The following is a 15232-nucleotide window of genomic DNA, read 5'->3' on the forward strand; positions in this document are numbered from 1 at the left end:
TTTGAGTATCTTATTTCAACAATTCATCTTGCAATGATGAAGCATTGCTGAATTCAGTAAAATCAGTAATCGCATCAGGTTGTTTTTTACCTTCCTCGGGTTGGCCTAAAACTTGCGATGCGATTACCAAACCTTTTTGATCAATAACCGAACTTTTATAAAAATCGACCAAATCTTCTTTAGTAAGCTGCTTAAGTTGCGCTATTTTCTTATCACGCGAATCGAATTGGAAACGAGATAAACGATAGTCTGATATTAAACGTTCAAATTCTTCATCTAACGATTGTGGCGGCATAGTCTGCTCTTCGATAATGCTTCTTTTATACTGTTCAATATCATCATTAGATAATGCTTCTAATTTAGTTAACATCGTTGGAAAATATGCTTGATAACGTTTTAATAGATAGTCTGGATCATACTGATTACTCTGAACTGCAAAGCCTAATCCTACTGATTCACTGATATAAAATGGAAAAACACCAACGATATAACCTAATTGCTCATGGCTACGCAGTTGATCAAAAAACCAAGGTGACATAATGTTAGCTAAAGTATAGCCAACCATTTGACCTTTGATTGGATCATAATTAGTTGGAAAATAGCTCATCAACAAGGCATTATCGGTACTTTTTGCTTGTTGGGTTATTCTCGCACTAAACGTAGTTTTAAGTTTGATATCATCAAACGGCGTAAACTCGACATCACGTCTTAAGGTCTTTTGCACAGCATGGTAAAGATCTAATGAGTCTTCATTTGAAAGATTACCCAAACTAATCATATAAGGAATTGATTGCGTCATCAAATTATCGCGATAAGCTTGAACATCACTTACCGTAATATTATGAGTAATTTGTCGTCTATCATCTCGTTCAAAATAGTGTGGCATTTTGGATAATGCAAGCACTGGCTCTGTTGCTAAACGTATACTTTCAAAATGGTCTGCTCCATCAAGACGTTGCAAATACCATGATTTAGCTAACTCTAGATTTTGTTCATCGATAGTCACTTGGCGATAACTATTAAGGATGGCTAAAACCATTTCCGGTAAATGTTGATTAAAACCATTTGCGGTAATCATCAAACCATTATCACGCCCAGTTGATAACGACATCCCTGCATTACCAGCTTGAAATTGTAACTGGGTTAAATCACGACTCACAATGTAATCAAGCAACTCAAAAGCTACTGACGTTTTTGCATCTTTAAACGCTTGATTATTACGTAAAGAAATCGCAATTACTGCCTTAGGGTCTTGACTAAAATGACGACTAACAAAATGAATATGATTGCCTCGTTTACTAAATGTCGCGGGTTGAGTTTGATCATTATTTTGTCTGACAATATTAAAATTATCGGGAATATATGGATTTAACTCTGGCAAACTAAATGAAAAGGTTTTACCTAAATCTGCCCAAGTTGTTTTTAATTCATCAGTGATATTATCAACTTTATAAGGCGCATTAAGAAAATAAGCGGTTTTATTAGTAGTTTGATTTGGTGCAATCAACCAAATTCGAGCATTTTCCGGAGTAAAACTCTTAATACGCTTGATGATTGCGTCTTTATTCAAATGATCAGCAACATAATCAGAATCTAAAACATTTTTAACTGGATAAAGTAGCATCTGATCAGATAACCACTCTACATAAGACATATCACGGTTAACATCCTTATACTTAAAAGATAAAGCAAAAATTTTCTTTATTTCGTCATAATAGGCATCTGAAACACCCTGTTTTTCAATTAATTGTAAATAATTAAATATAGCGGCTATCACCATATCTTTTTTCGCCAAGCCTTCATCAGTTAAAATGACATTAATATTAAAGGTGCCGCTATTACCATAATATTGACTATCACTCGTTGCTTGAATAGCTTCAACCAAACCTTGTTTTTGTAACTGATCAGCTAACGTATTTTTACTATTATTACTTATTAGATAGATCAAGTACTCATTGGTCTTATCAGAAAATTTATTGATATCATTTTCAATCGGAAATTTTAAAGACAACATCTTCCTCGGTTGGGCTGGTACTATCGTAATTTCTTTACCTGTGTATTGCTGAGTAATGGCTGGTTGAGTAATTGGCGTAACAACTATATTTTTATTCGGAATTTTACCATAAGTAGCTTCCGCCAACTTTTGCAACTTTTTGATAGATTGATTACTATAAATCACCCCAACCATAATGTTGGCGGAATAATATTTATCATGAAAATTAACTAGCTCATCTTGTAGTTTACTATTATCTTTATCTCGTAACGTTTCTAAATTACCACCAGAAAATTGAGATGATGGATGATTAGGATTGATCGTTTCAGAATCAACTTGCTGAATTCGAAAACCATCACTTGAACGATACAATGTCATTTCAGCATTAACCGCATTACGTTCTTTATCGGCAAATTGAGGGTCAAAAATTGGCTTAGCAATAGCATCAGCTAAATAGTCTAACGCCGTACTAATTACCCCATTTTCAACTTCAAAGAAAAATGCAGTACGATTACCGCTAGTAGATGCATTATAGTTACCGGCATGTCGAGCCAAAAATTCTGTAAAACTTGATGGCTCAGGATATTTTTTCGAACCCATTAGCACCATATGTTCGGTATAATGCGCTAGGCCTTGTTGAAGAACGGGATCATACAATGAACCAACAGGCAATGCGATAGAACCGAGCGATTTGGTTGCTTTGGGATCTGAAACGAGTAAAACACGCATTTTGTTATCAAGTTCAATCACTTCATATTGACGATCATCGCGCTCGCTTTGATGAACTTTATCTAATAAAACAGCATGTTCATGATCATTTTCAATAGCAATTGAACTATTGAAAGTAAAAAGGGTTAACGCAGTAAAAAATAGAGTTCTTGTTTTCATATTATTCATAGAATTCTCGCCTTATTTGGAAGACAGTATAATCTAAATATAATTCAAAAAGAATAACTTATTAATGGGGATACTAAATCACAGCCAAAAGCTAAGAATATAAAGATATATTGAAGAATGAATAATTACAGCTTTATTTATATGAAGAGGACAAATAGTGAGAACCAATTTTCAATAAAAATTAGCCAAGATGTAATTAAATTAACATTATCGAATTAAAAATACAATAACTTAATAAATAAAAAGGGCTAAAAAATAGCCCTCACTGATTATCACTTCATTAATGAAGTGTCACATCATATCACTACCATATAAAAAACTAGAAAAAACTAATGCTCACGTGTCTTTCTGAACTCTACATCAGGATATCGTTCCTGAGTTAAATTTAGATTAACCATACTTGGGGCGATATAAGATAAATTATCACCACCATCTAAAGCCAAGTTTTGTTCGCATTTACGTTTAAAGTCTTCAAGTTTCTTAACGTCGCTACATTCGACCCAACGCGCTGTAGTTACATTTACTGGCTCATAAATCGCTTCAACGTTGTATTCAGATTTCAAGCGGGCAACGACCACGTCAAACTGTAACACCCCTACTGCACCAACGATTAAATCATTATTAGCAAGTGGTCGGAATACTTGTACAGCACCCTCTTCAGAAAGCTGAACTAGTCCTTTTAACAATTGTTTTTGTTTAAGAGGATCCTTTAAGCGAATACGACGGAATAGTTCCGGTGCGAAGTTAGGAATACCAGTAAATTTAAGATCTTCACCCTGAGTAAACGTATCTCCAATTTGGATCGTACCGTGATTATGCAAACCAATAATATCGCCTGCATAAGCTTGTTCAACATGATCACGATCGCCAGCCATAAAGGTTAACGCATCTGAAATATTCACATCTTTAACAATGCGAACATGACGCAATTTCATACCTTTTTCATATTTACCTGAAACTATACGCATAAATGCAACTCTATCGCGATGTTTAGGATCCATATTGGCTTGGATCTTAAATACAAACCCAGTGAATTTTTCTTCGGTTGCTTCAACTTTGCGTTTATCTGTTTGCCTAGGCTGAGGAGCGGGAGCCCAAGCAGTTAGGCCATCGAGCATGTGATCCACACCAAAATTACCTAATGCCGTACCAAAAAATACTGGGGTTAAATCGCCAGACAGAAAGGCATCTAAATCAAACTCATTCGATGCACCTTGAACTAATTCGAGCTCATCACGAAGTTGCTGAGCTAAATCATCACCAATTGTGGTATCTAATTCTGGATTATCTAAGCCTTTAATAATACGAACTTCTTGAATAGTATGACCTTTACCAGTTTGATAAAGATAAGTCTCATCTTTAGCTAAATGGTAAACACCTTTAAACAACTTACCACAGCCAATTGGCCAAGTAATTGGTGCACACATAATATTAAGCTCATTTTCGACTTCATCTAAAAGCTCCATCGGATCACGAATATCGCGATCGAGTTTATTCATAAAAGTTAAAATAGGTGTATTGCGTAAACGTGTAACCTCCATCAATTTACGCGTTCTATCTTCGACGCCTTTAGCTGCATCTATCACCATCAAACAGCTGTCAACAGCGGTTAATGTTCGATAAGTATCTTCTGAAAAGTCCTCATGCCCAGGGGTATCAAGCAAGTTCACTAAACAATCGTTGTAAGGAAATTGCATAACCGACGTCGTAATTGAAATACCACGCTGCTTTTCCATTTCCATCCAGTCGGACTTAGCATGTTGCGCATTAGCACCACGTCCTTTTACTGTTCCCGCTGTCTGAATGGCTTGTCCAAATAGTAAAACCTTTTCGGTAATGGTTGTTTTACCAGCATCAGGGTGAGAGATAATTGCAAAAGTGCGACGAGCATTCACTTCGTCTAAATAAGCTTGTTCTATCATAAAATTAATTAATTTAGCTGAGCAAAAAAATGATGGCGTATTCTAGCAGGTCTCTATCTATATTGCCATTGATGAGCACTATTTTACTAATTGCATATTAACCTACTCTTTATAGGATATAGATAATAGCGGCAAATAATATCAAAAATGATATAATCAAAAATATCAACTAAATATTGCTCAATAATAAAATAAATATGAATATTCGTGACTTAAAATTGTTTTTACATCTCTGTGAAACCTGTCATTTTGGAATGAGTGCAGATGCTATGCATGTAAGTCCTTCCACCCTTTCAAGACAGATCCAACGCCTTGAAGAACAATTTGGTCACTCGTTATTTATTCGAGACAACCGGCAAGTTCAAATTAGCCACGAGGGTGAAAAAGTAAAACGTTTTGCCCAACAAGTAGTTAACCTACATCAACAACTAAAACAAGAATTAGACCAAGCCGACCAGCAGTTAGTCGGTGAGTTAACCTTATTCTGCTCAGTTACAGCAGCTTATAGCCATCTACCGGAAATACTTGATCGCTTTCGCATCCACTACCCGCTAGTAGAAATTAAATTATCCACTGGCGATGCTGCCGATGCAGTTGAAAAAATACAGTCCCAACAAGCTGATCTGGCCATTGCTGGTAAACCAAAACAATTACCCTCTGGGATGGAATTTATAAAGTTGGGTGAAATTGAAATGGTATTACTCATCCCTAAACTCAATAGTTCATTTAGTGACAAATTACACCAAAAAGCCCCAGATTGGCATAACATCCCATTCATCTTACCTGAGCATGGTCCAAGCCGACAACGAATAGATTTATGGTTTAAACAAAAAAAAATCGTCAGTCCCAAAATATATGCAACAGTAGCCGGGCACGAAGCCATTGTCTCCATGGTTGCTTTGGGATGTGGCGTTGCGTTATTACCCAAAGTAGTAATGGAAAACAGCCCTGAAAGAGTAAGAGAACGTATTACCGAATGGTCTACCAATTTAATGGAACCGTTCGATATTGGCATATGTGTTCAAAAAAGGCGTTTATCGGAAAAAATTATTTCAGCATTTTGGGCATTAGGTTGCCAAAATTTACCAAACCAAGAATAAATTATATAATAAAATGTAAAAAATACGAAAATAGCACCCAATAGAAATGAAGAGAACGATTGTAATGTACACAAAATTTAAAAAAGCAAGCACGTTAGCATCTTTGATCTTTTTGACAATGTTTTCAAATCCAAACAATGCTGAATTAGGTGATCCTGTAAAAACTAATCCAATTAATTATAAACCCCATTGGCTAGTTATTCATAGCACTAACCATTATGATGGTGAAAGTGATGATCTTGTCACTGCAGGGATGGGATTTACTGCTTTATCGAAAATGATCCAGGAGATAAAATATGTCGATCCGGCCAATCCAACCACACAAGAATTACGCCGAGCAAAACTCAATCGTTTTATTGATATAAAAACGGGGGAAGGTATACTTTTTGGTTTTAGAATTAAAGATTTAACCCCCTTATTTGACGGAAAAATCGCCGGCACTGAAATATTAGCTACGATAAAAGGTGAAAATGTTGGCTTATTATTACAAGTCCCTATCGATTTTAACAAAAAAAATCCATGTATCGTAGTTGTACCGGCTTCCGACTCTGATGGATTATATAACGCCAAAGATATCCAAATTCGCGGATTATGGGGACTTAAACATAATTGTGCCGTAGTTTATAATGATAAAGGTACAGGTAATGGTATTTATGACATAACCAACGACCAAGGCTTCACTATTGATGGCAAAGTCGCTAAAGACAACTTGCTATTTAAACCAATCATAGAAAATAAACAAGAGTTTATCAAAAATAATCCGTACCGTTATGCAATAAAAGAGCTCCATTCAAAACAAAACCCAGAAGCAAAATGGCCAACTTATCTATTCAATTCGATCAATTTCGCATTATATGAATTAAACGAACTATTCCCCGCCCCAAATAAGTTAAACTTCCGGGAATCCAATACTCTTATATTACTCTATGGAGCTCAAGAGGGTGGAGCAGCAGTGCTTAGAACGACTGAATTAGATTTAAGGGGTAAAATAAATGGTGTAGTTGCTGTTAATCCGCAAATTCAACCTCGATTGGCAAAAGCCGTACCAGAAAATGCTATCGAAACCCAATCCTTTCATTCATTACCAGATTACAGCACCTATGGTGCACTTTACATTCCCTGTGCTATACCGGCAATTAAACCAAATAGCTCAGACAATTTTGTACCTGATGCCTCGAAATATCTTTTTTCGCAAAACCGTTGTAATGCATTAAAACAAGCTAAGTTATTACCAACTGGTACGTCGAAAGAAGCATTAAAGAAACTTCTAGATTATGGCTGGAAACCAGAAACGTACACCCAATTACCTTATTTCTACTTAAATGAATCAATTGCTTTTCCTTACAAATATATCAGCGCCTATGGTCGATATGACGTAAAAGAAAACATGTGTGATTTTTCAGTAGCTAGTACTCAACAAGAACCATATTACAATTATGGCGAAGTTCATCCACTAAAAGAAGTCAACTTTGCCGAAATTTGGGCATTATCAAAAAGCCACTTACCAATTTGGGCCAACAATGATGCAACTGTTATTGACCTTGTTGAAAATAAAGATCTCACTTCACCAAGACGTGAATGGTATTCAAGTTCAGTCGTCGAAAACCAAATAGATTATGGCACTAAAGGAGCGATCTGCTTACGAGAAAAGGCCAAAGATCCTCGCGTAATTAAAGGGTTAGAAGAAGTTCTAGCAACGGGTAATTTACATAAAACAAAAACCTTTATTGTTCATGGTAGAAACAATGTCAAACAACTTATCGATAACACATCTCGACCTTACGTTGTATTAAATAAGGCAGTTGAAGGCCAAGATTCACAACTACGTTATATTGAAGTTGAAAATGCAAGTTATCTTGATGGGAAAACACCTTTTGATAACATTTTATTACCAATTGATTATTATGGTGAAGATGCAATGGAATGGTTATGGGCAAATCTCACCCAACAAACGACCCTACCGGAAAGTCAAATCATTCGCACAAAAGTCAGAGGAGGAATTAGTGGAAGAGCCCCGCAAGCCACCGCTGAAAACCTGGTCCCTATTTCACAAATACCAGATAAGAATAATTTAATCAAAATTGATAATGGTAAAATACTAGATAAATAAAATTATCGACTTAAATGACTATCGAATAAATTGAAAGTCTATTCGATAGTCATCCAATCTCACAGCTATTTAATTAGTGAACACATTTTTGGATAAAGCTGGAAAAATAACCATTTCAATGACGCATAATTTTGTTCAAAATCAATAAAGGTTTCGCTTAATAAATTGAGCTTAGGTCTCCGTTTTGCCATACCATTTAAAACTTTACCGACAAAATCCACCGACGCATAATTCTCCAACCATTGTCCACGCCACATTGCATGCATAAAATCTTGATAATCTTCCGGATAATCGGCGATATAAGGTTGAATTTGCTGCTTAGTTAAAATATTGAATGATGAAACAGATTGTGTAGTATCAAATTTTACCCAATTTTTTGACAAAAAATGATCCCAAACAATATCAAGCGTAATTGGTGCGACACGTTGATGAGATTGTCGAAAAAGTAATTTAGCTTGTTTCACTTCAGCAAAACCATCAATCAAACGATCAATCTTACGGTGCAACATAATCCCATCGGCTATTTCGTTTGGATATTGCCGATAAGGATCGCCTTTGACAAAATCAGCAACCGTATTACCAATCAAGGAACTATTAGCAATCGTTGCCAGATGTAAATGCGCAAGAATATTCATGATCGTCTACCGTCGGTTAATCACGATGTTTAAACTCACCTTCCGCTAAACCTTCTCGCCAATAGCTAGTAATTTGGATGGCGTTCGGCGCCAGATTGACATATTTATCTTTAAGGGTATGACGTAATTGCTGAGCTTGCGAACCCTCTAATCCCCCCCAAAACAGTAGATTATCGTGTTGACTGAAATCCCAATTCATTAACGTATCAACCAATTGATTAGGATAATTAGCATCTTTAATCATCCATTGAATCGAAAAATGTTTTGGCAGATCTACAATATCAGTCTTATGATTAACCACAATAAAGGCAATTGCTTGGTGATCGGCTGGTAAATGTTCAAGGGTATAACAAATACTTGGTAGAGCTGAAACATCACCTATTAAAATCAAATATTGATTATCAAACTCTAGCTTACCTACCGGTCCAACGATACCAACTTGATCGCCAACTTTAGCATGCTGAGACCAAACTGTCGCTAAACCGCTGTCATGAATAGCAAAATCAATCACAATGTGATTGTTCCGCTCATCATAATCGCGAACACTATAACTACGGGCAAATTGACGAACCCTATCACTCACCGAAATTTTATTATTTTCATCTAACATCGGAAAAACGATTTTCCCCGTTAAAGGATCTGCAAATAACAATTTCAAATGTGGACAAATCCAGCGCGGATTCACTACTAAAGGTTTATCACAACTAAAATGTAATCGGCAATAACTCTCAGACGGCCTTTCGATCTTAATAACAGTTAATAACGCATTGATAATGTTTTTTCTCTCATGCATTTGATGATCCCTTATATTACCTCAATATTGCTTCACTATCATACAGCATAAAATGGTACAAAAAAGGATATTTTTCAATTGAAGATAGATAAAAAAACCACCCAAAATGGGTGGAATACAATTTAATAATAAGTTGAATAGATTAATAACGTAAAGCCCCGAAAGCCCCGCACCAATCTTGGTCAAATTTAGCCACCGCGGCATCAACAGCTGGATCGGAAATAAACAATTCAGCTACATCCACCGGTAACGTAATTGACTGGCAACCTGCAAGCATGCAATCTAATGCTTGTCTTGGCGTTCTGAAACTTGCAGCTAACACCATCGATTCTGGGCAATGCAAATCTAACAGCGTTTGAAGCTCATAAACCGTCTCTTTACTATTACCACCTTGGGCATCAATACGATTTACATAAGGGGCGATATATTTTGCACCAGCAAGCGCAGCCAAAAAGCCTTGGCCTGCACCATAAACAGCTGTACCTAAAGTCGGAATACCTTGCTTGGTCAACTCTTTAATCGCTATCAAACCTTCAGCATTAACCGGGATTTTAGTCACAATCGATGGCACAACTTTACGAAGTTGCTCCGCTTCTTTAATCATCTCTTTAGCGGTATGTGAAAGTACTTGTGCAAACAATAATTTATCGGCACCAAGCAAATCTTGTAGTTCAGTCAGCAAATCAAAAATTGGTTTACCAGATTTAGCCACAATACTCGGATTTGTGGTCACCCCTTTTATCGGTAAAATTGCTGCTAAACGTTTAATCGCTGCCACATCAGCTGTATCTAAATATAATTCCATACTAATCTCCTATTCAAAATGAACTGTACAAATTTTTAAAAGTAATACTACTTATTTTAAACTTTACTACCCACCGTTAATTACGCTATAACCATGATTTTCGATCAATTTTTTGATTTCATCAATTTCTTTAGGCGATGGTTCAGCAATATCTTTCATTTCATAATTTTGCTGAATTAATTCATATTTGGATTCGCCAAACTTATGAAATGGTAAAATATGGATAACTTTGATTCGATTAAACTCTTTTAAAAAAGAGAGTATTTTCATCACATTATCCTCAAATAATGTATACTGAGGAATTAAAGGTAATCGAGGAATCAAATTAATATTGTAATGATAAAGTTGCCTAAAATTATTTAATACTCGATCTAAATGAAGATTAATCGTTTTCATCGCTTTTTCTTGATCCATAATTTTAAAATCAAACAATACTTCGTCACACTGAGAAGCCACGCTTAAAAACTCGGAAAACCTTATATCACCAGCAGTTTCAATCGCAGTATTAATACCTAACTGTTTTAACCTTTTTAGCAATTGATATGCAAATTTTGCTTGTAATAGAACCTCTCCTCCGGATAAAGTCACTCCACCACCAGAAGTTCTAAAAAAAATTTCATCTTTTAAAATTTGGTTAATTAATTCATCTATATGAATATTATATCCTATTTTTTCTAAAGCTTTGCTTGGACATTCATCAACATCATTACAGCAAAATTTACATTTAATACATTTAGATTTACGTTTTACTACTACGCTTTGACGAGAAATAGACTCAGGGTTGGCACACCAAGGACAATGATGAGGACAACCTTTAAAAAATACGACGGTACGAATACCATTACCATCATTCAAAGAATATCGTTGAATATTGAAAATTCTCGCCACACTACTTTCACTCCTCTGAATAATTTCAGATGAGTGATTTTGATGAAGATCGATGTTAAAACAACTCAACTTATCACTACAAATGATGAGCTGTTCGTCGGATGATATCATCCTGAATCTCCTTTGATAACTCAACAAAAAATGCGCTATAACCGGCAACTCTAACAACTAACCCGGCATAATCTTGGGGCCTTTGTTGGGCTGCTTTTAAAGTTTCAGCGTTAACAACATTAAACTGAATATGTTGTAATTTTAATTTACTGAAAGCCTGTAAAAAATTAGCTAATTTATGTAAACCACTGTCATTTTCAAGCGTACTTGGCGTGAACTTCACATTTAATAATGTTCCATTTGATAATAAATAATTATCTAATTTACTGACTGATTTTAATACAGCTGTTGGTCCTTTCATATCTTGTCCTAACATAGGCGATAAACCACCATCAGCTAGCTGTTCACCCGAATAGCGCCCATCTGGTGTTGCCCCAACAACAGCACCTAAAGGAACATGAGCAGAAACAGTATAGGAACCTGGAACAAAATAACCATTTCTTGGATTAGAGTATTTTTCAACTTCTTTACAATACTCCCGAAGCAGCTCCACACTAATGTTATCAACTTCATCAATATCATTACCATATTTACTAAAACGATTTATCAAACGAGCTCGAATTTTCTGGCCTTCATCGCCATTGAAATTATTTTTTAATACTTGCAATAGTTCTTTGAACGACACTCGTTTTTCATCAAAGACAACGCCTTTCAAGGCAAATAAGGAATCACTCAAATTAGCTATACCTATACCTTGAACACCGGAAAAATTGTAGCGAGCACCACCTTCGGTAATATCTTTTCCTTTTTCAATACAGTCAAGAACAAAAGAAGATAAGAAAGGAACAGGAGCCCAATTTCGATGACCTAAATCACAGACATTACTACCGTCAATCATCAATTTAACGTAATAACGAATATTTGCTTTAATTTGTTCAAACAGACTGTCATAAGTTACATTTGGATTGTTTTCATTTTCATATAAAGTCATTTCCATTATCTTAAGAAGATTAAACATCGCTATATCATGTAAGCCATAGGTTCGCCCTGGAATTGAAAGCTCTACACAACCAACAACTGAATAATCTCTTGCATCTTCTAAAGATACTCCTCGATTTAAAAATGCAGGAACAATAACCTCATCATTGAAGATTTGAGGAATACCCGTTCCCAAACGAATAGTTTCAGCCGTTTTTTGTAAGAATTGCGGATCAATTAATTCATTAACCCTAACACCTAGATTGGGTTGAGGAAGACAAACTTCTTGATAAGCATTTAAACACAATGTAGAAAGATTATTAACCGCGCTATGTCCAATGGTATTTAAGCCACCTAATAAAATGGTATACCCTGAAGGAAATCCAGCAAAATATCTTGCACTGGATGTTGAACGTAATAAAACAATATCATTACATTTAATCCAGAGCGATGCTAAAAGCGTTTTCAAAAATGCCGGATCTTCGCCTTTCGCTAACGACAATTGATAAAATGGCCACATATATTGATCAAAACGGCCTAATGAGATTGAGCTGGCATTTGATTCATATTGTAAAATAATATTTATATACCAAAACAATTGACATGCTTCATAAAAATCTGTTGGTTTATGGTGAGCAACATTTCGGGATATTGCTGAGATTTTTTCTAATTCTTTTTTACGTTCTACATTTTGGCAATTCTTAGCCATATCCTCGGCCAAATCAGCATAGCGTAAAATATGTAATTGTGAAGCTTCTAACACAATTTTAGCTGCCAGGTAAAAATGATTATCGGGATGTTGTTTAACTAAATTGCTTAATTGGATAATTAAATTATCTATACCATTTTCTAATAATCTCGGGTAGTCAATAATGATATGACCTTGCCCTTTATCTGTTTGGTTGATACTAAAAATTGCTTTACTTTCGGCATCTTTGACTATTGAAGGGATCTCTTTGTTAATAAAATCCTTCATTGAACGTTTTTGCCAATATGGGTAAAGTTCATTAAGATAAATTTGTTTGTCTTCTTCAGAAATATTAAAACGGTCTTGAGGTCGAGTAGGAAAATCATCTAATTCTTTCAAAATCCAATAGGGATCCATTTCTGGAGAGATAATCCCTGAACGAGGTTTTACGGTTCGATTTCCAGCAATTAATTCGCCATCTCGTATTGAAATGTTAACTTTATTTAAAATATTTGCGGTAGCTTTTGCTCGCCTTATAATGATTGGTTCACCTTCGGTTAGCTTATGACTCTCGGTATAAAGTAAAGCTCTTTCTAACGAAATTTCTCTTGTTTTTGCAAACAAATCTCTTTTTAATTGTTCAATTCGAGTAACCATAACATAACCTCTTTATAAATAGGTTATAGCATTTACCGCTATAACCTTTTTGATTAAATCACTACTAATAAAAATTTATTTATTTAAATTTTCTTCAATTTTTTTCAAAATCAAATCTGCTTTCTTCACCGCATCACTAATTGCAATTCGAGCAATGGGTTTATTTTTGAAACGTTCCTGATTTTTTATACCTATGTCATTTGTTAATATAATGAAATCAGCATTAGCGACATCTTCCGCCGTAAGCTCATTTTCAATGCCTATTGAACCTTGAGTCTCAACTTTACATTGCCATCCTTTCTCTTTAGCTGCTTTTTCTAAAGATTCCGCTGCCATGTAAGTATGGGCAACACCTGAAGGGCAAGCAGTTACTGCGATAATATTAACCATTTTTTTCTCCTATAATTCTCAATATGCTTAACCAATGTCAAAAGAAATATCAATGTCATCGTCATTAGATTCTTCTTTATCAATTTTAACTTTTGAAGTGATAAACTTTTTCAGGAAAACAATTGCTAATGCACAAGTTAGCGAGCCGACCACAATAGCAAATATGAAACTTAGCTTTCCAGTTACAACAGGTAATACAATTAGCCCGCCCCATCCTGCATAACACTCAGCGTCTAAAAGCGCGGCAACCGCACCACCAACAGCAGAACCTAACATAGTAGAAGGTATTATTTTTAAAGGATCGGCTGCCGCAAAAGGAATTGCGCCTTCAGTTACACCCACCAATCCCATAACAATTGCCGCTTTACCTGTCTCTTTTTCTTCTTTACTAAATACATTTTTTCCAATTAATGTTGCTAAACCAGTACCAATTGAAGGCACGGCAATACCAACTGCCGCGATGGCAACAATGGTGTAAATACCTTCGCCGACACAAATTAACATAAATGCATAAGCTACTTTATTTACCGGTCCACCCAAATCGAAGCCCAACATTGCGCCCATGATTAAAGCAAGAATAACAATGCTGCCATCTTGCATACTACGTAACCATGATGTTAATGATGTTGTTAATAAACCAACTGGTTCTCCAAGTACCCACATCATGATGCCTGCGGTCAAAAAAGTTCCGACTATAGGAATAATAAATATAGGCATAACAGATCTAAGGATAGGTGGAACCTTAATTCGTTTAAGATAAAAAACGATAATTCCGCCAATGAGTCCAGCGATTAAAGCGCCAAAAAAACCGGCACCAAAAGTTGTTCCAACCCAAGCGCCAATTGCACAAGGTGCCAATGCAGCTCTCTCAGAAATTGAATAGCCAACATATGCAGCCAAAAAAGGAATCATTAAGGCTAAACCAGCAACACCTATTTGAAACAGTTTATTTAAAAAAGGGTCATTGACTGGATCCGGCACACCGCCCTGTCCTAATAGCATCACAGAGACGGCCAATAAAATGCCACCGGATACCACAAATGGAATCATATGAGAAACGCCGGTCATCAAATGCTGACGCGTGTTTTTCAAAATTAATACTAAATCGCTCATACTTAATACCTCATTTTTTAATTTTCTGACTACATTTTTATAGTAGAAAATGTTTACCAATAACCACAGAGTAAATAAATATTATTTACTGGATTTTTGTACTGTCTGTCTAAAAATGAGATATAGCTCAAAAAAATGAAATATTTTTCATGGATTTCGGTAAGGATTAAAACGTGATAAAGATCACAAATTTATTTATATATTACTTTTGT

Annotated in this window: 11 protein-coding genes; 2 read left to right on the top strand and 9 right to left on the bottom strand. The window is 35.5% G+C overall.

The genetic code is table 11. The features are described 5' to 3' along the window. Nucleotides 1–10 precede the first annotated feature (10 nt). Together ptrA and prfC are read right to left on the bottom strand one after the other, a co-directional pair. Nucleotides 11–2890: a pitrilysin gene (gene ptrA / locus AC5LXI_RS10920; RefSeq protein WP_493442347.1), complete on the bottom strand. Its 2880-nt coding sequence runs from the start codon at nucleotides 2888–2890 to the stop codon at nucleotides 11–13. A 329-nt stretch (nucleotides 2891–3219) separates the two neighbouring features. Then, nucleotides 3220–4812 (bottom strand): peptide chain release factor 3, encoded by a 1593-nt coding sequence (prfC, locus tag AC5LXI_RS10925; protein ID WP_493442348.1) that lies wholly within the window; start codon nucleotides 4810–4812, stop codon nucleotides 3220–3222. Nucleotides 4813–5009: 197 nt separating this feature from the next. Between prfC and ilvY the strand changes: the two genes are divergently transcribed. Then, on the top strand, nucleotides 5010–5912 hold the full coding sequence (ilvY, locus tag AC5LXI_RS10930) for an HTH-type transcriptional activator IlvY (RefSeq protein WP_493442349.1): 903 nt from the start codon (nucleotides 5010–5012) through the stop codon (nucleotides 5910–5912). A gap of 64 nt (nucleotides 5913–5976) precedes the next feature. Next, nucleotides 5977–8022: a 3-hydroxybutyrate oligomer hydrolase family protein gene (locus AC5LXI_RS10935; protein ID WP_493442350.1), complete on the top strand. Its 2046-nt coding sequence runs from the start codon at nucleotides 5977–5979 to the stop codon at nucleotides 8020–8022. A gap of 65 nt (nucleotides 8023–8087) precedes the next feature. On the opposite strand, the gene AC5LXI_RS10940 is transcribed toward AC5LXI_RS10935, so the two are convergent. The 7 genes from AC5LXI_RS10940 to AC5LXI_RS10970 form a co-directional block, all read right to left on the bottom strand. Beyond that, the gene (locus AC5LXI_RS10940; RefSeq protein ID WP_493442351.1) at nucleotides 8088–8657 is read right to left on the bottom strand and encodes an acyl carrier protein phosphodiesterase; all 570 of its coding nucleotides are present in this window, start codon (nucleotides 8655–8657) and stop codon (nucleotides 8088–8090) included. 16 nt (nucleotides 8658–8673) lie between these two features. Next, the gene (locus AC5LXI_RS10945) at nucleotides 8674–9450 is read right to left on the bottom strand and encodes a siderophore-interacting protein (protein WP_493442352.1); all 777 of its coding nucleotides are present in this window, start codon (nucleotides 9448–9450) and stop codon (nucleotides 8674–8676) included. Between the two features lie 142 nt (nucleotides 9451–9592). Next, nucleotides 9593–10255, bottom strand: coding sequence for a fructose-6-phosphate aldolase (gene fsa, locus AC5LXI_RS10950; RefSeq protein WP_493442353.1), 663 nt, complete (start codon nucleotides 10253–10255; stop codon nucleotides 9593–9595). Nucleotides 10256–10321: 66 nt separating this feature from the next. Further along, complete coding sequence (locus AC5LXI_RS10955; protein WP_493442354.1) at nucleotides 10322–11254, bottom strand: [formate-C-acetyltransferase]-activating enzyme; 933 nt, start codon at nucleotides 11252–11254, stop codon at nucleotides 10322–10324. Beyond that, a complete protein-coding gene (locus AC5LXI_RS10960) occupies nucleotides 11220–13517 on the bottom strand; it encodes a formate C-acetyltransferase (protein WP_493442355.1) in 2298 nt (765 codons plus the stop codon). The genes AC5LXI_RS10955 and AC5LXI_RS10960 overlap by 35 nt, the downstream gene beginning before the upstream one ends. 75 nt (nucleotides 13518–13592) lie before the next feature. Then, nucleotides 13593–13907 carry a PTS fructose-like transporter subunit IIB gene (locus AC5LXI_RS10965; RefSeq protein WP_110423036.1) on the bottom strand — a complete coding sequence of 105 codons (315 nt, stop codon included), beginning with the start codon at nucleotides 13905–13907 and terminating at the stop codon, nucleotides 13593–13595. A 27-nt stretch (nucleotides 13908–13934) separates the two neighbouring features. Continuing rightward, the gene (locus tag AC5LXI_RS10970; RefSeq protein WP_493442356.1) at nucleotides 13935–15020 is read right to left on the bottom strand and encodes a PTS fructose transporter subunit EIIC; all 1086 of its coding nucleotides are present in this window, start codon (nucleotides 15018–15020) and stop codon (nucleotides 13935–13937) included. Between the last annotated feature and the right edge of the window lie 212 nt (nucleotides 15021–15232).

The sequence above is a fragment of the Gilliamella sp. LMG 34361 genome (assembly GCF_984569075.1).

Coding starts and splice junctions, on each gene's coding strand:
- ptrA (WP_493442347.1), bottom strand. CDS start 2,890: ATGAATAATATGAAAACAAGAACTCTATTTTTTACTGCGTTAACCCTT.
- prfC (WP_493442348.1), bottom strand. CDS start 4,812: ATGATAGAACAAGCTTATTTAGACGAAGTGAATGCTCGTCGCACTTTT.
- ilvY (WP_493442349.1), top strand. CDS start 5,010: ATGAATATTCGTGACTTAAAATTGTTTTTACATCTCTGTGAAACCTGT.
- AC5LXI_RS10935 (WP_493442350.1), top strand. CDS start 5,977: ATGTACACAAAATTTAAAAAAGCAAGCACGTTAGCATCTTTGATCTTT.
- AC5LXI_RS10940 (WP_493442351.1), bottom strand. CDS start 8,657: ATGAATATTCTTGCGCATTTACATCTGGCAACGATTGCTAATAGTTCC.
- AC5LXI_RS10945 (WP_493442352.1), bottom strand. CDS start 9,450: ATGCATGAGAGAAAAAACATTATCAATGCGTTATTAACTGTTATTAAG.
- fsa (WP_493442353.1), bottom strand. CDS start 10,255: ATGGAATTATATTTAGATACAGCTGATGTGGCAGCGATTAAACGTTTA.
- AC5LXI_RS10955 (WP_493442354.1), bottom strand. CDS start 11,254: ATGATATCATCCGACGAACAGCTCATCATTTGTAGTGATAAGTTGAGT.
- AC5LXI_RS10960 (WP_493442355.1), bottom strand. CDS start 13,517: ATGGTTACTCGAATTGAACAATTAAAAAGAGATTTGTTTGCAAAAACA.
- AC5LXI_RS10965 (WP_110423036.1), bottom strand. CDS start 13,907: ATGGTTAATATTATCGCAGTAACTGCTTGCCCTTCAGGTGTTGCCCAT.
- AC5LXI_RS10970 (WP_493442356.1), bottom strand. CDS start 15,020: ATGAGCGATTTAGTATTAATTTTGAAAAACACGCGTCAGCATTTGATG.